Raw genomic sequence first — 21329 nt, 5'->3', positions numbered from 1 at the left:
CATCCCATCGCCCGGCGAAAGGCCATTGTGCCAAGCGTCGGCGAGACGCTGAACGCGGCCGGTTGATCGTCGGTCCATGCCTAAAGCTATGCCACTGCAAAGGATCGATCGATGTCCGCAAGTGGGCGATAGCGCCCACTGTTACACCAAGCCACGAATGTCTGCCGATGGTGGTTAGCTGCCGTTCGGTTCGACTACCAAAACCTCGAACCTGGCTACCGCTGTCGAGCCCATTGCCTTTTCCAAATCCCGCTCTCGGTAGCCTGGCTGCGCAGCCAGCCATTTCACGAAATCGCCTCGCCCGTTCGCTTCGAGGGGAAATAGGCAAGCTGGTTCAGGATCATTCGAATAGAGCAGAAACACCAGGTCTGCGCCCCACGGGCCGCTATCGTCCGTAGCTACTACCACCCGGCGCAACGTCTGAATCGGCAATGCCCGGTCGTCCCCGCCACCATCGCTCGTTACTATGCTGCCGTCTCGAAACTCACGCTTGACCGTGCCAAAGGCGAAGGTTTGAAAAGCCTTTTGCGCAACCAGTCCAGCATTGCCGATCTGATACATGACTGACCGCACGACCGCTATTGGGCGTTAGCGGACGTTCGCAGGGGCTTGCAGGGAGGATGGCACACCAGTTTCGAACGGCGGTGTACGACGGTGATGAGCGGGTGAAGAAGCTGGTCGGCACGAAATGAAAAAGGCCGCTGCTCTCCCCCTAGAAAACAGCGGCCCCTTTCAGCCTAGCCTTGCGGTCAAGTTAGGCGAAGCTGACATTCGTACGCACGGCCGAACGACGGCGCATCGCGCCACCGACCGCGCCGAAGCCGACGATCATGAGCGCCCAAGTGGCGGGCTCAGGCACGGCACCCGAAATCGTCCCGCTGAAAAGCGTCGAATCGTTGAAGTAGGTGTTCCCCGGGCCACCGCGATCAATGCCGAGCCCGACCTGCTGACCAGCCGTGAGGAGCTGGCTGTATTGAAACACGTAGTTCGGCGAACCGGCGTTGACCGTAGCGATCATCGGCTTGGTGCCGTCAAAGCTATTAAACGTGAACAGGTTGACCCCGTCGCCGCTGTCACCCCGGGTGACTGTCACGTCGTACGTATACACGCCCGTCTTCGGTGCCGTGAACAGCAGAAACGAGTTCTCGCCATCGCCCGGGCCGGGATGAACGAGGACGCTGTCCGCGTTGCGCTGAAACTCGACCTGGAACTTGTCGCCCCCGCGATAGCAGAGACCGCTCACGCCAATGTCATTGCAGTTCGACTGACCGAACGCATTGAAGCTGTTTACGCCATTAGCGGTCGTCACCGTTCCATACTGAAACACTGGATTGCCGAAGTCGCCTGACAGCGAGTAGGTCTGCGCGGCCGCCGGCATGCTGGCCCCGGCAAGCAGCGCAGCGGCTGCAATGGCTAGCTTTTTCATACGATCCCCTGGTTCACGTTCGTCTTAGCCCGGCGCTACCCGTTAATCCCCCCTTGAGCAACACTGACTGTATGACTGTGTCGAAACGAAACGATCCGGTGAACAGCCAATCCGTCCCATTCGCAAATGCGCTCAGGCCGCGCATAAATCGGTAAATGGTGTGCGTGTTAGCTATCTGCCTGTCGCTCGCTGAACTTCCGCTACTGGAAGCTAGCCGACGTTGGGCGCACCGCACCCACCAATGTTCGATGCCGGATAGCAGACGTTCGGTGAGCCGACGCGGGGAATGTCCAATGATGGTGGAAAGCGTACACCCGCTACGTGCTAGAAGCTCGCACCGTCGACCGCGCGGCGGGGAAGGTCAGACCACAGTGTCGTGTCGAACATCCTGAGATTGACCCCGACCCGCGGGTAGGCTCGATCGGTCGGGCTCCAATGCGTAGTGCAGCCACAGGTGGGGCAGTGCCACAGATCAAGTGCGCGATCACCCTGTTGATAAGAGGCGGCTTCGCCCGCAACATCTAGGGCGTCAGGAGCGCAGTAATGCCAGAGTCCGGCGGTGCGCCTGCAAATTGAGCAATTACATTCAGCTGCCTCGACCGGGGTGTCGCGCATGACCAGCTGCACCTGCCCGCAATGACAGCTCCCCCTATACTCGATCATCTCTTGCTCCTGCACCTGCCTTCGTATTGCATGCGCCTTTCTGCCCGACAACGGGAGTGACCCGCTATCCTGCCGACCATTCGCGCGAATGTCCGCTATTGGTGGAAAGCGGACATTGCGCGAGCTAAAGGCAGATTTGGAAGATTATTTTTTTTCAGATATTGCGTGTCATGCTCCGAACCAAGCTAATTGCGCTGAGTTTCCCCTTTTCATTGGTGGCTTGCTCACCTGTAATAAAAAGTCGCGCACCTGGTTCGTCAGACTCTATCGCTGCTCAGAGCCCGAGTTCGGAAGCAGTGAGTTCAGCAAGGCTCGCCTGCGAGCAGTTCGCCAAACCAATTTATCGATCTGAACCGCCAGCCATTGGTCTTTCGCACTATGACGAGTGCCTTGGCAAACGAGCCAACCTAACCTACCCAGCTGACCGCGACCTGTGTACGCTCGCTAAGAGCACAATCTCCGATAACGGCACCTGCATTTTGGGAGAGTAATGTCCTGTTCTGGTGGTTAGCTTTCATTCTGTGGTGGTATGGCTCGCCGTTTCCAAAGGCTCCAGCAAACCTTGGCGAGGTTGAACACTAACGAGGTTAAGGCCAGAGGCCAGAACCATTGAGCTGACTGCCCCGCAGCCCAATCAAAGTGCAGCGCAGCCCAAAACAGTCCGAAGAATGTCAGGCCTCCTGCCCACAGATAGACGGAGTTGCGTGCGTCTTCGCTCAATGCCGTCCTCCTTATAATACCCACCATGCGTTCTTGGTTGAACGTCCGCAAGTGGGCGTTAGCAGACGTTCCCTCGGGCGGGCGCCGGATGTCCGGCGATGGTGGTTAGCTGCTGTTCGACTTTATGCGAAAATCGTGCCCGCACTTGGAGCAAATCACATCGGGGATCGGCTTGCCTGCCACACCCAGCGGTCCCCAATTTGGGCCGATCGTGTAGGGGGACTTACCGCATCTGGGGCAGGCAATCGTGAGCCCAAGAAGCACTTGCGAGGCAAATCCAGCAGCGAAGGTTGACGAGCCGATCATCATACCGTCGTCATCGGCAACGAAGAACCAGACCATTCCCACGAGCGCCAGCATAAGCGGCAGGCACATGACGAAGGAGTATGCTCGTATGCGAACCATGCACTCGCTTACCTGAGGTGGCGATAATCCGCTATTGGGCGATTGCGGGCCTTGGCCGACCGGACGCATGGACGTCCAGTTATGGTGGAAAGCGGACGTTCAGCCGTTGCGGGTCATCGCCTTTGCAGACAGCGCCTCGGCCCCTTTCGCGCGTTCCAACCGCACTCGCCGATGAGCGAACCCGATAGAGACGATCAGTACGGCAACCAGAAGGCGAATGATATTGCCGGTGATCGGGTTGACCGACACGGCGTAGGCGTAAATCAACGCCATGAAGCCTACGAACCCGATGGCGAGTAGCTCAAACCAGATGGAGGGGTTGCGTCGCGCGTACAGTTTGTAGGCGAGCCGCCAGAATACGTTCGTCATCGACTTATCGTATCACGGTCCACCATGTCCGCTAATGGGCGATAGCGGACATTCGCGAAACCCGACTCGAGAGGAGTGACTCGGCGTGTCTGCGAGGGTATCCGTGATGATTGTGCTGTTTGGTATATACTTCAGTGCGAGCAACCGCGTAGGGTTGTGCGCTGAGCGCGAGATCCGCGAATGTCCGGTTATGGTGGAAAGCGGAACGGCGGCTTCTCCGTTTTCACAGAAAGTGGTAGCCATGAGCGATACGCCACCACAAGAATTTGCTATTCAAGGAGATGCAAGATGATCTTCGACTCACCACCTGCTATCGAGCAGTGTGCCGCACCATCGCAAGACGTCATCCTCCGCGTCAGTGGCAAGCCCGACGAAGTCACCCTTTTTATAAGGGATGTCGCCCCGGCTGGTAGCGCGTGGCGCGTTGTCGAAGACACGCCGTCCGCAGCGTCACGATCGCTAATGCTTCGGGCGGGCGCAACCGTTCCATACAAAACCGTTATGGATGCAACGCTCAATGCGAATCTACGCGCTATGACATCGCGCGTCACGTTTGCAGCGCCGGGATGTAGCAGCTCGTAAATTTTGCCACACGTCCGCTCTTGGGCGTTAGCGGACATTCGCGGAACCCGACTCGGGAGGAGTGACTCTCCTTCGCATGGCAACCCGCGTTCACTTCCACACGCCCGACGAGCTGGTCGATCTGCTCGCCACTTTGATCGCCGGCGCTGCGGGCGGGTCGAAGGTGCGCTGGCGCAAGGCGATCGGGCCGGTGACGCAGCTGCCGACCTGGTGCAACATCCGGTCGAACTGGCGGGTGACGCCGCGTGGGAGCGATGGCGAGCGAGCGGTGGTCGAACAGGCTGCCGCGATCGTGCGAGCCGAGCACCCCTACATCGAGAGCCAACAGGAGCGGCGAGGTAGATTGAATAGCTGAAGAAACCGAGTGGATGGCGCGCTGGCTGGACGCCGTTCAGTCCGGCGCCGCCACGATGAGCCAGCGGAAGCTTTCGTCGATCGTGGCGAATGGGGGCATCGAACAGGCTATCGCCGCTGCAAGGCGTCGCGAAGTTCATCTTGTCGAGCTGATCGATGATAAGGGTGCTGCGCTAGTTGCCGCGAGCAAGCACCCGTTTCAGACGCTTTGCTAAGGCGGAACCGCCTACACGATCAGCACGGCCATGGACGGCGGCACGGCGGCCCGTGAGTTGATCGTCAGAGGACCGTGCTGAAAAAAGGCCCCGCCGCCCTCGCGAATGAGCGGTGTCCCGGTTTGGGACGCAGCAAGAGTGCCCGTTTGCTGAGCGCCTGGCCGTCGCCATACGCGCCGCCATGAACGCCGAAGAAGAAGCCCTGCGCTGCCGCTCAATCGCGAGAGGCGAGCGAACCAAGGCAACGGAGGAGACGCTGCCAAGGGTGCGGGAGCAGCTCCTTCGCTCAGCTGAACGCTGGGAGCAGATGGCAGCCGCGGCGGAAAAGGTCGCGAGCCAACGTATCGCTGTCGCATTAGAGCGCGGGAGGTAGGCGGAGCGCATGGCGCGCGGACGTTAGACCTACACCATCAGCACGGCCGCAGACCTACACGATCAGCACGGCCGCGACCGGCGGCGGGCAGCGGGTGAAGGAGCTGATCGTGCGCGGGCCGAGCTGAATGTCCGCTGTTGGTGGAAAGCGGACGTTCGAGATTGACCCGCTGACGCCGTTGCGGAAGGTAGTGGCATGGCATCAGGTTCAACATGGCTGAGACGAGGTCTTGCCCTGTTTTCTGCGGCTATCATCGCGCGAGCGTTAGCAGACCGTCGACCTGACAATCTCGCCATAATCGCTGTCATGGCAGTTCTGTTTATCGCGGTCATAGGTGTTGGATGGCTATTTGCGGTCCGGCGCGAACGCTAGGTTCAATGTCCGCAACTGGGCGTTAGCGGACATTCCGCCGATTGCCGTGCCAAATGTCCGCTGTTGGTGGAAAGCAGACCTGCGTCTACTAGGTGAATGATGCTGATAAACAGATCAAAGTAGCCACAGCGAAGATCAGGATGCGAGATGCCTCGGCCGCCGATCCCTGGAAGAACATCGGTCGGATGGTCCCATGCGTTCGCGCGCTTATACGCCAAAACAGCAGGTGAGGGCTGCCGGTCTGGCGTCGTTGGACAGACGCGAAGGTCAGTCCTATGGTCACAGTAGCGCAAAAGATCGCCATTGCGACAGAGGCGGCGCGTTCGGACATCCTGCCACCATAGCCGCTAGGTCAATGTCCGCAATTGGGCGATAGCGGACGTTCGCAGCGGATCCGGTCGAATGTCCGGTTCTGGTGGAAAGCGGACCTCCGCTAGTCGTCGACACGCCTAACTTGGGGCGCAAACCTCGATAGTATTAGCCCCAGCATCAGAAGCCCGATTGGAGCGTTCCGATCGTACCTCCCGAACCAGTGCCACCCCGCCAACAGGTTCAGAGAGGAAAGCAGAAACGCGGAAAGCCAAACGCCTGCGATCAGCTGCTCTATGCGATTTGGAGGCCTATTTGGCGGTTCATAGGAGCCTAGCATCAGGTTCTACTTACCAACTATGGGAAATGTCCGCTACTGGGCGAAAGCGGATATTCGGACTGGGCACACGGCGAATGTCCGGTTGTGGTGGAAAGCGGACTTAGTCTACGCAAGTCCCTCCGGTAGATCTCCCAGCCACAATGCGGGTTGCGCAACCGAAAGGAAAGTTAGTGGCAGGACATATGCCCGCTGCCCTTCTTCCAGGACCAGGTTCTCTACGCCTGCGTTTCTCGTCCCAATGGCACTGCCGAGCCTCGCACTGCGCCCCGTCGGTACATGATTTACCTGCATCTCGCATGGGGAGGACGCAGCCTTGCTGACCGAGCAAGCCAAGGACCATAACCCTTCCGCCGCGTGCCTCGCAGGCTGCTTTGTCAGCGACGCTCATACGATTGGCGGGATCACTCTGCCCCGCACTCCGGGTACTCGCTCCCAAGCCTAGTAGAAGCGTCGCCAAGAGAATGAGGACACTGCGTTCCATGTGTCTCTCTTACCAACGGATCTAAGCGTCCGCTACTGGGCGAACGCGGTCATCAGCGCCGGCAGGCTAGGCTGCGCGGGTCAGCTCGACTAACTGGATGATCGCCCCAACGCAGACGAGACCGACGGTGAAGATGTTGAAGCTCATAACCGCCTGATACCGCTTCGGCCGAGCGTCCTTGCTGAAGCGAAAGCCTCGCCCAGATGCCGTACCACGGCGAAGGTCCCGCCTTACAAACCACACTCCGTATATCGCGAGCGCGCATGTAATGAGGGTGAAAGGAACGCTGCCACTCACCAGCCAATTATAGCGGGTGATTGCAATATGCCAATGTCCGCTACTGGGCGGTAGCCGACATGGGCGCACCGGCGCGCGGGAGGTCCGTTGCTGGTGGGACGTTGACCGAAGGCGGCCGTGCTTGCAAACAGCCTAGATAGCTGGAGACAGATCGATGACGGGCAATCTCGACCAGATCGATGTCGTCGAAGGCTATGACGCCCTGCATCTTTTCTTGAACAGTTTTCTCGATAATCAACTGGACCAAGGTATGCTGCGCACTCTCGCCGATGGTACGGATCGCCCGGACTATCTGAACGAGCAGCCAACGGATCTGGCGCTTTGGCGAATCTGGACGGAGTGCGTCGATCAAGTGATTGCGAAACGAAGTAACCTGGGTCCGCGCTGATTGAGGCGGGAGGTCCGCAATTGGTGGAAACCGGACGTGCGATACGCGGTAGCTATCGGGAAGCCAGTCCCGCAGACCTGCACAACCTTCTCAATTGCTGAACTTTGATGTTACCTGACCCATACTGGGCCGTAAACTTAGGCAGGTTGCGGCAGGCGTTGACCTGCTGGCGGGTGGGATTAGCACGCATAGGTCGTTGCTTCGCGCGGTTGGCCCGATCGGCATAACCTTGGTTCATACTGCGCAGCACTTGACCCTGCGCAACAATAGCCGGGTCCATCTGCGCGGATACTGGCGGCACGAGGCATGCGGCACATAACAACCAAGATGCTACTATCCAGGCCTTCCTCATCACGATGACTCCGCATAATCCGCAACGCACTTAGAGCGACTTGGCGGCTTGTCACAAGCGCGGCAATGTCCGCTATTGGGCGTTAGCGGTCATTCGCTCGGCGGGCGTTGGATGTCTGGTTCTGGTGGAAAGCGGACTCTCCACCGAGTCCCGACCGTGGCCGAGATCGCCAAGGAGGCTGGCTACCTGCATCCGTGAGCGCTATCCGTTTGCTACGACAACTTTCGACCAAGGGGACGTGAGATGATGGTGGCTGTCATGCTCGCGGCTGCAACGGCGGTCCCCGCACAGGTTCCCCCTGCGGTATCAAGCGCTCCCGCGTGTCGCTCCAGCGTCGTCGGGACGGTCCGCACCATCACGCTGCAGAGCAAGGTGTTTCCCGGCGAGCGCACGTTGCGGATTTGGCTGCCGCCCGGTTACGATACGTCGGGGCAGCGACGCTATCCTGTGCTGTACGTTCTCGACGGTCAGAATGCCTTCGACACCTGCACCGGCTATCAGGGCCACGAGTGGACGCTGGATGAAGTCGCCACTCGGCTGATCACAAACGGAGCTATCTCGCCGATCGTCATCGTTGGCATCGATAACGCCGGCGCGCGTCGTGCCAACGAGTATCTCCCGTATGCCGACCCGTTCATGCCGACAGCCGGCCAGGTGGAAGGCGATCGGATGGCAGCATTCCTTGCGGGCGACGTCATGCCTGCGGTCGCGGCATCGTTCCGCGTATCGACTGATCCAGCCGAGATTGGGGTGGGCGGCTTCTCCTATGGCGGCGTAGCCACGCTGCACATGGCGCTGAGCAATCCCCAGCTGTTCGGCAAGGCGCTGATCGAGAGCCCATCCTTGCAGGTCGGCAATGGGCAGTTGCTGCGCGACGCGGCCGACGCCGCCACGCTACCTGATCGAGTCTATGTCGGGATGGGCGGTGAGGAGGCGGCGATACCACCTGGCGCACCACCGGCAATGCGCGAGCAGATCGCGCGCATCAATGCCGGGCTCGTCGTCGGCGCGAAGCGGCTACGCGATCGGCTCGCCGCCGCACTGACTGCGCCAACGGTTAAGCTGGTCATCGATCCGGCCGCACATCATGGCGAAGATGCATGGGCGAAGCGTTTGCCAGCCGCACTCACCTTCTTGTTCGGGCTCGGCGACGCCGAAAAGCAAACGCCAAGAAGATAAGGCGAAGTTCGCTTATTTCGTGATATCGATCGTGGCGCTCAAGCACGCGCTTCATTGAGTTAGCGAAGGCCGCAGCTCTGTAACGGGTATCCAATTCCGGACGGCCCAGCCGGGGCTACGGATGTCCGGCTGTAAGCGAAAGCGGACAGCCGCTGAATCAAGGCTCACCCACAGATTGCCTGCCCGGCGGCGGCGTGAGGAGGCGAGGGTAGTGGCAGACGATTGGCTCGTACGCTGGCTGGACACCGTCGCTGACGGCTCTGCGACGATGAGCCAGCGAAAGGGGACGTCCATCGAACGGCACGGCGGCGTCGACGCTGCTGTCGAGGCGGCACAAGCGATAGGCGTCCATTTGGCCAGGATCGTGGAAGACCGCGGCGACGTACTGCTCGCCGCAAGCCGGCGACCTTTCAATCCACTCTGTTGAGCGACCACAGGGCGCATTGCTGGAGATCATGACGAGGGTATCGGTCGGCTGCAGGCCAGCGGTCCCAAGAAGACACTGGGACCGCTGGCTTATGGCAGAGCACTTGCGACAGCCAAGACCCTTGGGGATTAGCGAGCGGACATCTCAGCTGCTGACTTCGGCATGTGCCCGGCGATCAGCGAGGACACGCGGTCGGCCGCCACCTGCATCGTCCCAGCCCCCAGATGCGCATAGCGAGCCGTGGTCTGGGTGCTGGCATGCCCGAGCAACTTGCCCACTGAGTAGAGTGGCATCCCGTCGGCAACGGCTATCGAGGCGAAGGTATGTCGTAGGTCGTGAATGCGCGCATCGTTCAGCCCGGCCCGCGAACGTACCCGCTGCCAGAATGGCTGCAGGTCGGTCAGCCGCCCGCCGTCGAGCTTGCCGGTCAGCACCCACGGGTTGTCTTCGATCCGCGTAATCGACCTGAGAACCGCGACAGCGGCGGCGCCCAGCTGCACGTTCTTCGCGCCCGTCTTGGAGTCCGGCAGCCGCAGCAACGCGGCTTTGAGGTCCACGTGCCGCCAGTCCAGCATCATGATCTCGTTGAGCCTGCAGCCGGTGAACATGAGGAGCCGGACCGCGGCGATCGCAGAAGGCATCTCGATCCGATCGTCCTCCATTTCAGCGAGCACCTCACCGACTCGCTCGAGCTCGGCCGCGCTGAGGAATCGCTCCCGCTTCGTCTCCGGGTACTTCTTGATGCCCTTGCGCGGGTTCGTGTTGGGCGCCCGGTACTCCCACTCCTCGGCCAGGTTGAACATCTTCGACAGGATTTCCAGCGTTCGGTTCGCCTGGGTGGGTTTGTTCTTCATCTTCTGGTGGAAGGCATGGATCTGCGAACGCGTGACGTCCGCAACGTGCATCGTCCCGAAGGCGGGCAGAATGTAGAGCTGGATCGCCCGCCGGTACTCCTTGGCGGTGCTCGCTTTTACATGAAAGGTGATGTGGGTGACGTCGAACCGCTCGACCAGCTCGGCGATCGTAACCCGGTTGCGGAGGTCATCCCGCTCCTTACCGGGGTCGATACCGGCGGCCACTTTGCCAGCGGCCTGCCGGGCCAGATCGCGCATCAGCGACAGCGAAAGTTCGCCAGAACCTAGCGTCAACTTCTTTGAGACGCGTCCGATCCGGTATTGGAAGACAAACGACTTGCGTGCGCTGGGCAGAACCCTCAGTCCGAAACCGCGTACTTCGGTGTCCCAGATGACATAATCGGTATCGCTCGGTGCGGCATTGGATATAAGCGCCTTAGTAAGTTTGATGTTTTCCCGTGACATGGCTCATCAGCTCCTTGCTACCACGGACCCACTCGGCGCCAATCCGTGGAAGCACACTGGAAGCAGGGTGCTAAGAAGAGGCGCGGAAGCCCGCGTAGACTAGGAGGGGGTAGGGCGGGCGGAAGTCAAGCGAAGCCCCTGATATAGCGCAGTATAGCGGGATTTTGCGTAAGTAAGCGTAAATGGTGCTACAGCACTCATAACCTGAAGGTCACAGGTTCAAATCCTGTCCCCGCAACCAACGGTGTCACAACAGCCCCGTCCCTAACCGGACGGGGCTTTGTTGCGTCTGGGCCTTCTGAGGTCGCTACCTCCAGCATCCGAAACAGGTCGCCGTAAAGCTGCATCGGTCGGCGCTTGCCGCCGCGCGCGTCGCCCGGTTGCACCACGATCTTCTCGATAAGTGAGCGAATGGCCTGACGCGCGGCCGCGCCGTCACCCGATGCCAGATGCTGATCCAGGTCCGCGATCGCGCGGAGATACAGCGCTTCGTAATTGGCCGGTAGCCGGACGACCTGACGCTTGGGCAGGGTGGCCAGTGTCGCTTCCAGCGCCTGTTCGCTTGCCTCGAGTTCCTTCAGGCGCACGCTGAGCGAGCGCGGGGCATCGTCATCCTCCTCGATGCGTGTCACCAGCTTTGTAATACGCGCGCGCGTCTCGGTGAGTTCGATCTCGTTGCGAGCGCGCTCGGCATTGTCTGTGCGGTGCGCTTCTTCGAGTTCCCGCTGGAACGCGGCTGCGAACTGGCTGACGACTTCAGGCGTCAGCAGCTTGTCGCGGATGCCCGCAAACGCCCTGTTCTCAAGCTCGCTGGTCGTCACCGAGCCGTTGGTGCAGGCGCCGGTGCGATGACCTTTGCAGCGCCAGCGCCCAGCACCAGTCGCCAGGACTGGCGAACCGCAGGCACCGCATTCAACCAGGCCGGACAGGAGGTGGGCAGGGCGCTTCGCTCCACTTAGCGGATTAGCGGTCAGCCCGAACTGCTCGTCACGCGCAAGGCGCGCTTGCGCCTGGCGGACCTTCACGGCATCCCACAGCGGCTGGTCGATGATACACAGGGCGGGCTCGTCGCGGACGACCCATTCGGCTTCCGGGTTCAGCCGCGGCTTGCGCGAGAAGCCACGGCGCTCGTTGGGCACCTCGACCCAGCGTCGCCGATTGAAGATGCGTCGACCGACATAGATCTCGTTGTTAAGGATGCCTTCGCCGAGCGTCACGTCGCCCGACAACGTGGACGGGTTCCAGATGCCGGCATTGTACTTGCCGCGCTCGCGGGCGCGGGGGGAGGGGATGCCTTCGGCGTTCAGCGTGTTGCAGATCTGTTTGAGGCTGCGTCCGTCGGCGTAGAGCTGGAAGATCCGTCGGACCAGCGTCGCCTGCTCTTCCTCGATGGCCAGGCAGTCGAGGTCACGGCCTTGCGCATCCTGGCCAGTGACGACCCGCGTGTAGCCCAGGACGCGGCCGCCGGTTGCGCCGCCGCGGCTCGCCTTGCCCTTCAGACCACGCCTGGTCGTGTAGGCGATGCGCATGCGCTGCTGCTCGCCGATGATCCCCTTGAACGCGAACACGAGGTCGTCGATGCGGCCTGCCGCCACGGTATGGATGACTACATCGTACACTCGGAACAGCTTGATCATATGCTGGAGATGTTCCTGGTCGCGGCCCAGCCGATCAACATCCTCGATGATGACGATTTTGGCCTCGCCGCGCGTCACCGACTGGAGCATCGCCTGCAGGCCCGGACGTTCCATTGTCGCGCCGGTGATGCCGTTGTCGCCGTGGAAGGCAACAAGTTCGAAGCCGTGGCGCTCGGCATAGGCCGCCGCAAACATCCGCTGGTCGTCGACCGACGACGTGCGCTGATCCGGGTCGTCGAAGCTCTTGCGGCCATAGCCGATCGCGAGCTCGCTCATAGATCCTCTCCGCTGCCCAGGGACGCATCAACATAAGACGCCGCGATTCGCCGTGCTAGGAGCTTTACCAGTTCGTCGACGACGGGATTGAGCGAGGCGGGTATGGCGTGCTCGTCAGCAGCGCGGTTCGCCTGTGGATGCACCAAGCCTGGGAACTCATCGCCTCGTTCTGATTCTGATCCCGGCCTTCCCATGAACCGAGGTGTCGACCAGGCCATCGGCAATGAACCGGTCGGCTAGGTGCATGCCCGACGTTACGGCGGGGCGGGGCAGGTGCCTTCAACCGTAACCGTCGAGGAGCGCACACGGCGTCGACATCCATCTGCGCTCCGCCTCTTCAACAGGGATGAGCCTGGGCTCGTGGACCACCGCCAGTCGGCCGTCCAGCTCCTCGGCGCGCGCGACGGTAGCGCCGGACGCGACGAATGCCGGGTGGTCCGCGAAGGCAGCGAGCGGTCTGCCCGCCGCTCCAGCCGCAAGCGTGTGAGGAAAGTTGCCGTATATCGTCAGGGTTCCGTCGTTGTAGTCGCCACCGTCGAAGCGGAAGTACGGGGAGAGAATCCCATGATTACAAAAGAGCCCGCCGAAATGGTCGACCACGCCCCAATGGCTTGACCGGCCTCCATGTAACGACGCGTCCCGCTCCTGGCGGAACACCTCGGCGGGGTTGAGGCCGCGCGCCTCTATCAGGGCCAGCGCGACGTCGGTGATCCAGCCGATCGAGCCGCTGGTATGCATCTCTGCCAGTCGGGCGACGGCGCGCCGGTGCGCCGTCGGGCGCCACGCATGCATCTTCTGCAGCTTCGCGATGGTCTTCACGCGCTCCACGCCCGAGGGAGCCCAGACCTGGTGGAGATCGAGGCTGATATCGAGCGCGACGTAGGGCAGGTGCGTCAGGAGGTCGTCGGCATCGTCGAACCGAAGCGGCTCCAACCGAAGCCAGAGCGGCGCGGCGCCGTCGCCGATCTCGCCGATGATGTCCTCGAACGCAGTGCGCATGCGCAGTTCCCGCCGGAGCAGCCGTTTGCGATGCCTGGCCGCATGAATGAGCTTGCGCATCATCAGCCGGGCGACGGCAGGCATCGGCGTCGCTGTGTCGGGACGAAGCTGCCAGTATTCGATGCACAGGGGGAGAACCATGTCTCCGAGGTCGAAGTCGATGGTGAGCGTGCCGGGCGTGGGCTCCGATATGCTGCCTTCGGGGCCTGCGAGACATGCCCGCACATTGCGGTGATCCGGAAGCGCTATGCCGAGAAGCGGCAGCTCACCGATCTGACGCCTTAGTTCACCCACGAGCAATGCCGCGTCGGCAGCGGGCACCACATAGTCGGCCTCCGGGAATACGCCATTCCACAGGGGTTCGGCTTCGCTGCTGTCTCTCTCGCCGTCCCAGGGCTGCTCGCCGATGGCGATGTCGGAGACGCCGTCCCACGGTCGGCCGATCCATTCGATGCGATTGTACTTGTTCGTACGGACCGCTTTCGGCAGATCCCGGATCCACGGTGCGATGTCGCTCGCCCACAGCTTCCACCACGGGCGGCCCGCAGCCATGGTGTTGATTAGCTCTTCGCCTCTGGGGGCGGGCTCGTATTCCATCGTTGCGTCCTTGCTTTCCGGGGACCGCTGATTGGAGCTACGTCGGGATATCGCCCGCTCGCTCCGATCCTGATCCAGACATCACCATGGGGTCCCATGTCGCGGCTGTTCGCTGCCGATGATCGGTCGGCTAGGTGCGCAGACCCGGCGGCAGGCGGGGGGACTCGACCCACATTCGGCCGTTGAAGCATCCTGCCCCGCTTCCCGACACGGTCATTCATTCACCTTTGCCGAAGCGCGAATCTCAGGCTTGTCACTCTGACGCCGGCAGTAGTGACGGCGCCGTGCATCGCGGACGATGGCCTTTGCCGCCCTCGTCGCCGGCTGTACAATCCAGGACTGACGGACAACTGGTTTTGGCGGAGACCTTCTGCAGCGTGGCGGCGCTCCCCGATGCAGCCACGGGAATGCCGAGCCGCTTGCAAGAGCGGTGTGCGGCAGTCATCAAGCACATGTGACCGCAGACCAGATCAGCGCCGGAAGGCAAATTCTCGTCAATATCGGCAACCGTTTCGTCGTATTCGGTCCGCCTACCGGATTGCCCGTTGCAGCTGCCTTTGACCCTGAAGAACTCGCGGTTCTTCCGCGCGTCCATGATGAGGTGGAGGCGTCTGAGCGAAGAGTAGTAGAAACCATCAAAGTCGCCGGGCTTCTCAAAGTTGAGATCGACCCAGCTGAGCACGGTTGGGATATTCAGTTCCAAGATGAACGAGGTCGCTCCTTGTTTGTCGAAGTCAAGACCCGCGACGGCCCCGTTAGAAACGCCGACTATCAGCGAGCTTTCGACCGTGCATCTAAGGCTGCGGTGGAGGGAAGAGAGCTCGAGACTTGGTTCTTCAACATTGACCGGCTATCGCTCACTGTAATCGGCACTCCCGATCCGCTTCACGAGACGGCCTGGGAACCAGTCGAGGTTTGGGAGAAAACGGAAGACAGCCTGTTCGGCCGAGCCGACGTAATCAACTCAGTCAACAGGTGGCAAAACGCGATAGACGGCCTGTTCACGTTCTGCCGTACGACCCTTCAGTCAGACACCTCGCTCCAGTTTGATACCAGCCGTCGATACACAATGTCTGAAGAGTTGATGCAGAAGTTTGCGGTGCCTGATCGCGAACTACCGATCCTAGATGTTGTGCGCGCCGACGACGTGCTCGCAAGCTTCATCCCGCGGGCGCTATGGGTGCTCGGGTCTTTCGGGCGTGTCGACCTAGTGACCCGCTCGGGAACGACGCTGCTGGTGCGTGCTTCTAGGGAGGATGAGTTTAGTTGGCAGGTGGTGGACAAGTCGGATCGGCGCAAGGTTAGCCCGCTCGACGCTGAAGTGCTCCGCGACCTTCTAGCATGAGCAGGCTTGAGCAAACCCGTCGAGCATATGACAAGATTGCGGAGCTATTGGACCAAGAGATTCGAGCTCGTCGCGGATCTACAAAGGATCTAGAGGAGTTCCGGCGACTCTTGGATACAGCTTTCTACTTGTTAGGTTGGGGCCAATTCGAGTTTTTAGTCCGTCGCGCTTCGAAAGATGCCGTCGAAGAGCACGCAAGGACAAACACGGTGCACGGTCACGCATGGCGCCAGATCCAGGGAAATATCAAGGCACTCACAGTGCGCCAGCAACTTGACATAATCTTCCATGCTGATCCGCGGACTCGCGCAGAGCTCGGTAAGGACTATACGCTCCGGAACGAGGTAGCGCACGACAATCAGCTTCCGCGTGAAGCCAAAGATCTGTCGGCGTGGCTCGATAATTTGGAGGACGCGGTCGACAAATTTCAGCGATGAACGGCATGAGGGCGGCGCCTTCGGCCGCGATCCTATGGTCGCGGAGACCCAATATCGGTCGTTCGACGACCCCTGTGCGCTTCCACAAGCCGGACTTTCGTTCATCTTGATCTCATGTGGAACTCGATGCCAATGCCACGGTCATCGGCTCGATCACCGAGCGGAAGGTGCATCATCCACGCTCCACTTTTCCTTCCACCGCGATAGGTGAGGTCGAATCCGCGGCCCCGGAGGGAGTACTGTCCGGCAGGCATTCAAGCCGATTTGTCCCCACCATCGTCAGGCTCAGGGGCGGGGGTTCCTGAGCGCCCGGAGCCGCTCGGCCTCGACATCCCAGCTGTGCAGGATGCGGCTGAAGGGGTGCGCCAGCACGCTCCCCCGCGACCGCCAGGCTGCTATGTTCCATCCCGCGTCTATGAGGTCGGAGGCTGCGAATAGGAATTCGAGCGCTCCAGTGAGGAACGTGAACGTGCCGCCGTGCTCGGAGTAGTCGAAGCTGCCTGGTGACCCGTGGACGTAGTGATTTCTACAGCGCACCGCCTCATCAGTGACGTCGTCGAGATGCGCCAAGGGTCCGCGAAGGGCGCGTGACACAAGCTCGGCTCGGTGGCGGACCTTGCTCCTGAGGGTCGGACGGCCGATCCGCCCAAGCGCGTTCAGCACGCTCTCGCGCTCGGGCGAGAGCGGAAGGGACTTGAATGCGCGCTTGGCCGTTGCCTTGGCGTCTGCGACATCCTGCGAGATCGGGGCAGCCGCCGGGAAGGCGTCGTCAGGCAGGATGTCGAACATGTTGGCTGCGCCCACCATCCGGTCGATCGGAAAGCTGCGCTGCTGCTCGAATCCGTTCGAGAAGCGAACCCGTGCGTCCTGCCGCGCCGCGTCCGCAGCGAGCCAGTGCCTGAGCACCGTCGCGAACTGCTCCGGATCGTCGACGATCGAGATAAGTATCTCCACCGGGTGCGAACGACGCTCCTCCCATTCCGATGGTCGAATTGGACGATGCGTCCAGTAGAGGTCCAGCGGTGACCTCGGACCTTCGTGCACCGTGTCGAGCCATATGCCGTCAATGTTCTGCGGCCGGCCGGCCAGCATGTTCACGAAGCGCAGCACCGACATAACCGCGTCGAGCGCGCCGGTCAGCAATCGGGGTTCTTCGAAGCCGATCTCGATCAGCGTGCGGTTCCGGATCCCGACCTCGCGGGTCGCGAGTGGATGCGACGGCGAGGGCCGATGGAAGATCCTGACCAGACCGACCGCGGTCAGTACCGAGGCGAGTTCCGTCCGCCCGGCGAAGAAGGCGATGTCCGCATCCGGTCCTGTAGGGATCTTGCGGTTGATCCGCTTCTCGTTGGCGCCGACTACAGCCTTAATAAGCGGTCTCGGATCGATGACCCGGCCCATCGCATCGAAATCGTGGAAGACCGTTTCGGCGTCGTCGATATGGAACGTTATCTTCGAGATCTCGGCTTCCGACGAGGATAGGTGTCGGCTTCCGGAAACGACGTAGGCCGGTGCCAGCTCCGCGAAGTTGAAGCTCTGCTCGTAGCGTGTCGCCGATCCCAGTTCCGAATGGATCGAACTTCCAAGCACCGTCACCTTGGTCCGGTCATGCAGGATCCCGCGAAGGCCCTGCTCGACCTCGTCGCGAATGAGGAAGAACTCCGGGTCGTGGAGGTATAGCGATGTCGCCGCGCCGGCGATCGTCAGCTCGCCAAGGATGGTGCGTCCCTCGCCAATCTCGAAACTGCCGCCGAGCCGCGCGCCCTCGACAACTCTCTCATCCCTGTCCATTGGGATCTCCTACGCGATCTTCGCCACACATGGGCGGGAAAGGCGACGCCTTTCGCAGCCGCGATCAATGTGATGCGATACGAGTGCTCGACGGAGATCCAGGCGGATCAGCGCCATGCTTCGACGAGCAGACGGTGCGCGCTTAGCTTCGCGAAGGCTGAACGGAGGTCCGCTTACACGACCCAAGTGCCTGGAAGCGGCAGGATCGCTTTTCACCAGCGCCACCTCCACTAACGAGAAGCGAGGGCCCAGGTAGTGGACATTCGAGGCACTTGCGTGGCTACCCGAAAACGGTCGCCAATTCATGAGGGCGACCAGTGGCGACAACCTCGAACCCGCCTCTGCGAATGCTGTGCTCCCGCAGGATCCTTCATCCGCCCAGTCCGAGTTCGAAGCCTGGTGACCTGCTCCCCGGAAATCATGCCATTGGTAAGTTAGCTCGTCAGATGGAGACGAGCGATGCGGCGAAGCCGATTTACCGAGGATCAGATCATTGGCGTGCTGCGCGAGCACGAGGCTGGCGTGAAGACGGCGGACCTGTGCCGCAAGCACGGGATCAGCGATGCGACGTTCTACAATTGGAAGTCGAAGTACGGCGGGCTGACGGTGTCCGACGCGGCGCGGTTGCGGGCGCTCGAGGATGAGAACCGACGCCTGAAGAAGCTGCTGGCGGAGTCGATGCTGGACGTGTCGGCGCTTAAGGATCTGCTGGGAAAAAACTGACCCGGTCTGCAGAGCGCTATGCTGCGGTGGAGAAGCTGATGGCCGATCACGGCTTCTCCGAGCGTCGCGCCTGCAGGCTGATCGGGGTCAATCGGTCGGCATGGCAATATGAGCCGCTTCGCGGGAAGGACGATGCTGTCCGCGAGCGGATGCGTGAGATCGCGAACGAGCGTCGTCGGTTCGGCTACCGGCGGCTGGCGATCCTGCTGCAGCGTGAGGGCAAGGGCATGAACCTGAAGAAGGTGTATCGGCTGTATCGCGAGGAGCGGCTGACGATACGCAAGCGTGGCGGGCGCAAGCGCGCGCTGGGCACGCGGGCGCCGATGGCAATCCCGCAGGAGCCCAACCAGCGCTGGTCGCTCGACTTCGTATCGGATGCATTGGCCTGCGGCCGGCGGTTCCGCTTGCTCAACGTCATCGACGATTACAGCCGGGAATGCCTGGCCTGCATCGTCGATACGTCGCTGTCCGGTCGGCGGGTCGTTCGTGAGCTGAGCGCTATCGCCGAACGTCGCGGGCTGCCGTGCATGGTGGTCAGCGACAATGGCACCGAGCTGACCAGTCACGCCGTTCTTGCCTGGTGCCAGGATACCGGGGTCGACTGGCATTACATCGCGCCGGGCAAGCCGCAGCAGAACGGCTTCGTCGAAAGCTTTAATGGTCGCTTGCGCGACGAGTGCCTGAACGAGCACCTGTTCCCATCGCTGGCCGCGGCAAGACGGATCATCGAGGCATGGCGGACGGACTACAACACCGTGCGTCCGCACAGCAGCCTTGGCGGGTTGGCACCCGCCGAGTTCACCAACTGCCCCCGCCAGGGGCATATGGACACTGAAGCTAAGTTATCAGCGGCCTGAAAACGGGGAGCAGGTCAGGACTGAGCTGCAACCGGATCCAGCCGTCCGGAAGTCGGTCGTCGTACGTCTCATTCCCGTCTGTGACGACACCGGTGATCACCCGTTGATCCAGATCGGCCAAGCCGGTCAAGACGACGTCGCCGAGGCGGTGGCCCGCAAGGCTGTTCATGAGCACGTGCGGCAGTTGTATTTTCACATCCAAGGCGAAGCCGTGGTAGATCGCATCCCCGCCGATTGGCAGATCAGCCGAGAGCTCCGGCAGGCGACGACCGACTTGCGTAAGCTGGAAGCGCTGCTTGCCGACGAACGTCTGAGGTGGTTCCGCCTTTTTGGACAGTTTGGCGGCTGAGCTAAGCTATACCCCTGTTGATTTACGCTGCCATTCTGGTGAGCGCCATGTCCGGGGCATGCCCCGGACATGGCGTTGCGTCTGTTTGCCCATGGACCTCGTCCGGCGTTCGGCCGCCGAAGCGGGAGTGGGGCCGGTGCCCGTTGTAATGGTTGATCCACCGGCCGAGCCCAGCGCGCAGGTCGGAGCCGGTCGCGAAGGCGTTCAGGTAGACGCACTCGTACTTCAGCGACCGCCAGAGCCGTTCGATGAACACGTTGTCCATCCAGCGGCCACGGCCGTCCATTGAGACCTTCACCTTGGCACCGCGCAGGACGTCGGTGAAGTCGTTGCTGCTGAACTGGCTCCCTTGGTCAGTATTGAAGATGTCGGGCTTGCCGAACCGCACCAGCGCCTCTTGCAGGGCAACGACGCAGAACTCCGCATCCATCGTGTTCGACAGCCGCCAGGCGAGCACCTTCCGGCTTGCCCAGTCCATGATCGCGACCAGGTAGAGAAAGCCGCGCCGCATCGGGATGTAGGTGATGTCGGCGCACCAGACCTGGTCCGGCCGCGTGATCTCCAGATCGCGCAACAGGTACGGGTAGATCCGATGCTCGGGGTGCGGGTCGCCGGTCCGCGGGCGCTGGTAGATGGGCGACAGCCCCATCTTCGCCATCAGCCGCCGCACACGCCGTCGTCCGACCGCATGCCCGAGCCGCGACACGTGCCGGGCCATCTGCCGGCTGCCATACCATGGGTGATCGAGGAACGAGGCGTCGATCACCGCCATCAGCGCCAGCGTCTCGACCGTCTCCGCCGCCGGCGCATAGTAGAAGGACGACCGGCTGATCGACACCAGCCGGCACTGCGCCACGATCGACAGGCTGGCATGTCCGCGTTCGATCAGCCGCCGCCGCCGCTCGACGCTCATCGCGCGAACCCCTTCGACAAAAAATCCCGTTCCACCACCAACTGCCCGATCTTCGCGTGCAGCTTCTCGATCTCGGTGTCGCCAGCGGTCTTGCTCGCCTCGCTCGCGCCCGAGAACGTCGCCGCCATGCCGTCTGTCGCCTGGCGCTTCCATGTCGCGATCATCGTCGGATGAATGCCGTGCCTGGCCGCCAACTCCGCCAGCGTAAGATCACCCCCGATCGCCTCCAGCGCAACCTTGGCCTTGAACTCGCCCGTATACCGCTTCCGCGTCGTCTTCATTGTCGTCCATCCCTCACCTCCGGGATAGCTTAGCCGCCTGTCCAGATTTCCAGCACCACCTCAAAGTTCAAGGAAGCCGCCCGCCAGCTAGAGTGCGACGACGACGAAGCGCGCTTTGACGAGCGGGTCAGGAAGCTGGTTAAGCAGCAACCGGCGCCGGAGAAGCCGGAATGAAGCGCTTTGCGCTGTCGGCATTCCTGCTGTCTGTACCTGTCGTCGCGCAACAACCAGCGGCGTACAAGCTCGTTATCGTAGTGGGGGCGGGTGGAACGACTGTGGTCGACTACCCCAGTGCCGCGCGCTGCCAGCGTGCCGCCGATGCCTTGGAGGCGGAGTGGCGTCGGCAATACGAGATCGCGAAGGCTGAACCGCGCCAGCCCAACGTTTATCTAACGGGACCGGCGTTTACGGCGTTCGCATTCTGCATCCCTGGCTAATCGGACAAATGAGATGATCTGGGTGTTGATCCTCATAGCCATCTTACTCGGAGCGTTGATCTGGCAGGTTGCCGAAGATGCCCGACTAGCCCGTCGCGCCCTCGATCTTCAGACGA

Annotated in this window: 19 protein-coding genes; 9 read left to right on the top strand and 10 right to left on the bottom strand. The window is 61.5% G+C overall.

The genetic code is table 11. From position 1 onward, the window contains the following. Positions 1-174 precede the first annotated feature (174 nt). The 5 genes from ACOFKS_RS10580 to ACOFKS_RS10560 all read right to left on the bottom strand — a co-directional run bounded on the left by ACOFKS_RS10580 (position 175) and on the right by ACOFKS_RS10560 (position 3583). Positions 175-561 carry a hypothetical protein gene (locus tag ACOFKS_RS10580; RefSeq protein WP_419809196.1) on the bottom strand — a complete coding sequence of 129 codons (387 nt, stop codon included), beginning with the start codon at positions 559-561 and terminating at the stop codon, positions 175-177. A 193-nt stretch (positions 562-754) separates the two neighbouring features. After that, the gene (locus tag ACOFKS_RS10575; RefSeq protein WP_419809195.1) at positions 755-1426 is read right to left on the bottom strand and encodes a PEPxxWA-CTERM sorting domain-containing protein; all 672 of its coding nucleotides are present in this window, start codon (positions 1424-1426) and stop codon (positions 755-757) included. A 324-nt stretch (positions 1427-1750) separates the two neighbouring features. Further along, the gene (locus tag ACOFKS_RS10570; protein WP_419809295.1) at positions 1751-2041 is read right to left on the bottom strand and encodes a GFA family protein; all 291 of its coding nucleotides are present in this window, start codon (positions 2039-2041) and stop codon (positions 1751-1753) included. Positions 2042-2914: 873 nt separating this feature from the next. Beyond that, positions 2915-3184 (bottom strand): hypothetical protein, encoded by a 270-nt coding sequence (locus ACOFKS_RS10565; RefSeq protein WP_419809194.1) that lies wholly within the window; start codon positions 3182-3184, stop codon positions 2915-2917. A gap of 129 nt (positions 3185-3313) precedes the next feature. Then, positions 3314-3583 carry a hypothetical protein gene (locus ACOFKS_RS10560; protein ID WP_419809193.1) on the bottom strand — a complete coding sequence of 90 codons (270 nt, stop codon included), beginning with the start codon at positions 3581-3583 and terminating at the stop codon, positions 3314-3316. Positions 3584-3686: 103 nt separating this feature from the next. Here ACOFKS_RS10560 and ACOFKS_RS10555 point away from each other — a divergent pair, with 103 nt between their 5' ends. The 5 genes from ACOFKS_RS10555 (at position 3687) to ACOFKS_RS10535 (ending at position 8825) form a co-directional block, all read left to right on the top strand. After that, positions 3687-3875: a hypothetical protein gene (locus ACOFKS_RS10555; RefSeq protein WP_419809192.1), complete on the top strand. Its 189-nt coding sequence runs from the start codon at positions 3687-3689 to the stop codon at positions 3873-3875. A gap of 366 nt (positions 3876-4241) precedes the next feature. After that, positions 4242-4520, top strand: a complete 279-nt coding sequence (locus ACOFKS_RS10550; RefSeq protein WP_419809191.1) for a hypothetical protein — start codon at positions 4242-4244, stop codon at positions 4518-4520. A 13-nt stretch (positions 4521-4533) separates the two neighbouring features. Next, positions 4534-4734, top strand: a complete 201-nt coding sequence (locus ACOFKS_RS10545) for a hypothetical protein (protein ID WP_419809190.1) — start codon at positions 4534-4536, stop codon at positions 4732-4734. Positions 4735-7060: 2326 nt separating this feature from the next. After that, entirely contained in the window at positions 7061-7294 is a 234-nt protein-coding gene (locus ACOFKS_RS10540; RefSeq protein WP_419809189.1) for a hypothetical protein, read from the top strand. Between the two features lie 595 nt (positions 7295-7889). Then, entirely contained in the window at positions 7890-8825 is a 936-nt protein-coding gene (locus tag ACOFKS_RS10535; protein WP_419809188.1) for an alpha/beta hydrolase, read from the top strand. Between the two features lie 555 nt (positions 8826-9380). Here the strand turns inward: ACOFKS_RS10535 and ACOFKS_RS10530 are convergent. The 3 genes from ACOFKS_RS10530 to ACOFKS_RS10520 form a co-directional block, all read right to left on the bottom strand. Next, positions 9381-10571, bottom strand: a complete 1191-nt coding sequence (locus ACOFKS_RS10530) for a tyrosine-type recombinase/integrase (protein WP_419809187.1) — start codon at positions 10569-10571, stop codon at positions 9381-9383. Positions 10572-10768: 197 nt separating this feature from the next. Continuing rightward, entirely contained in the window at positions 10769-12484 is a 1716-nt protein-coding gene (locus ACOFKS_RS10525) for a recombinase family protein (protein WP_419809186.1), read from the bottom strand. Between the two features lie 279 nt (positions 12485-12763). Next, positions 12764-14080, bottom strand: a complete 1317-nt coding sequence (locus ACOFKS_RS10520; RefSeq protein ID WP_419809185.1) for a hypothetical protein — start codon at positions 14078-14080, stop codon at positions 12764-12766. A 454-nt stretch (positions 14081-14534) separates the two neighbouring features. Here ACOFKS_RS10520 and ACOFKS_RS10515 point away from each other — a divergent pair, with 454 nt between their 5' ends. Next, positions 14535-15425 carry a hypothetical protein gene (locus ACOFKS_RS10515; RefSeq protein ID WP_419809184.1) on the top strand — a complete coding sequence of 297 codons (891 nt, stop codon included), beginning with the start codon at positions 14535-14537 and terminating at the stop codon, positions 15423-15425. Between the two features lie 722 nt (positions 15426-16147). On the opposite strand, the gene ACOFKS_RS10510 is transcribed toward ACOFKS_RS10515, so the two are convergent. Then, entirely contained in the window at positions 16148-17653 is a 1506-nt protein-coding gene (locus ACOFKS_RS10510) for a HEPN domain-containing protein (protein WP_419809183.1), read from the bottom strand. Positions 17654-18112: 459 nt separating this feature from the next. On the opposite strand from ACOFKS_RS10510, the gene ACOFKS_RS10505 reads away from it, so the two are divergent. Further along, a protein-coding gene (locus ACOFKS_RS10505) for an IS3 family transposase (protein WP_419807427.1) occupies positions 18113-19233 on the top strand; the annotation gives its coding sequence in 2 pieces (ribosomal slippage) (positions 18113-18362 and positions 18362-19233; 1122 coding nt in all). Positions 19234-19336: 103 nt separating this feature from the next. Next, on the top strand, positions 19337-19582 hold the full coding sequence (locus ACOFKS_RS10500) for a hypothetical protein (RefSeq protein ID WP_419809182.1): 246 nt from the start codon (positions 19337-19339) through the stop codon (positions 19580-19582). A gap of 22 nt (positions 19583-19604) precedes the next feature. Here the strand turns inward: ACOFKS_RS10500 and ACOFKS_RS10495 are convergent. Then, a protein-coding gene (locus ACOFKS_RS10495; protein WP_419809181.1) for an IS3 family transposase occupies positions 19605-20776 on the bottom strand; the annotation gives its coding sequence in 2 pieces (ribosomal slippage) (positions 19605-20521 and positions 20521-20776; 1173 coding nt in all). 170 nt (positions 20777-20946) lie between these two features. On the opposite strand from ACOFKS_RS10495, the gene ACOFKS_RS10490 reads away from it, so the two are divergent. Beyond that, entirely contained in the window at positions 20947-21213 is a 267-nt protein-coding gene (locus tag ACOFKS_RS10490; RefSeq protein ID WP_419809180.1) for a hypothetical protein, read from the top strand. The last annotated feature ends 116 nt before the right edge of the window (positions 21214-21329 follow it).

The sequence above is a fragment of the Sphingomonas sp. genome (assembly GCF_965200135.1).
Lineage (GTDB): Bacteria > Pseudomonadota > Alphaproteobacteria > Sphingomonadales > Sphingomonadaceae > Sphingomonas.
The sequence above is the reverse complement of the archived record's forward strand: the minus strand, read 5'-3'. Positions and strand labels throughout refer to the sequence as shown.

What these genes read in the sequence shown, in the direction of transcription:
- ACOFKS_RS10540 (WP_419809189.1), top strand. Translation starts at nt 7,061, where the DNA reads ATGACGGGCAATCTCGACCAGATCGATGTCGTCGAAGGCTATGACGCC.
- ACOFKS_RS10580 (WP_419809196.1), bottom strand. Translation starts at nt 561, where the DNA reads ATGTATCAGATCGGCAATGCTGGACTGGTTGCGCAAAAGGCTTTTCAA.
- ACOFKS_RS10490 (WP_419809180.1), top strand. Translation starts at nt 20,947, where the DNA reads ATGAAGCGCTTTGCGCTGTCGGCATTCCTGCTGTCTGTACCTGTCGTC.
- ACOFKS_RS10565 (WP_419809194.1), bottom strand. Translation starts at nt 3,184, where the DNA reads ATGTGCCTGCCGCTTATGCTGGCGCTCGTGGGAATGGTCTGGTTCTTC.
- ACOFKS_RS10520 (WP_419809185.1), bottom strand. Translation starts at nt 14,080, where the DNA reads ATGGAATACGAGCCCGCCCCCAGAGGCGAAGAGCTAATCAACACCATG.
- ACOFKS_RS10550 (WP_419809191.1), top strand. Translation starts at nt 4,242, where the DNA reads ATGGCAACCCGCGTTCACTTCCACACGCCCGACGAGCTGGTCGATCTG.
- ACOFKS_RS10575 (WP_419809195.1), bottom strand. Translation starts at nt 1,426, where the DNA reads ATGAAAAAGCTAGCCATTGCAGCCGCTGCGCTGCTTGCCGGGGCCAGC.
- ACOFKS_RS10570 (WP_419809295.1), bottom strand. Translation starts at nt 2,041, where the DNA reads ATGCGCGACACCCCGGTCGAGGCAGCTGAATGTAATTGCTCAATTTGC.
- ACOFKS_RS10535 (WP_419809188.1), top strand. Translation starts at nt 7,890, where the DNA reads ATGATGGTGGCTGTCATGCTCGCGGCTGCAACGGCGGTCCCCGCACAG.
- ACOFKS_RS10545 (WP_419809190.1), top strand. Translation starts at nt 4,534, where the DNA reads ATGGCGCGCTGGCTGGACGCCGTTCAGTCCGGCGCCGCCACGATGAGC.
- ACOFKS_RS10530 (WP_419809187.1), bottom strand. Translation starts at nt 10,571, where the DNA reads ATGTCACGGGAAAACATCAAACTTACTAAGGCGCTTATATCCAATGCC.
- ACOFKS_RS10525 (WP_419809186.1), bottom strand. Translation starts at nt 12,484, where the DNA reads ATGAGCGAGCTCGCGATCGGCTATGGCCGCAAGAGCTTCGACGACCCG.
- ACOFKS_RS10560 (WP_419809193.1), bottom strand. Translation starts at nt 3,583, where the DNA reads ATGACGAACGTATTCTGGCGGCTCGCCTACAAACTGTACGCGCGACGC.
- ACOFKS_RS10510 (WP_419809183.1), bottom strand. Translation starts at nt 17,653, where the DNA reads ATGGACAGGGATGAGAGAGTTGTCGAGGGCGCGCGGCTCGGCGGCAGT.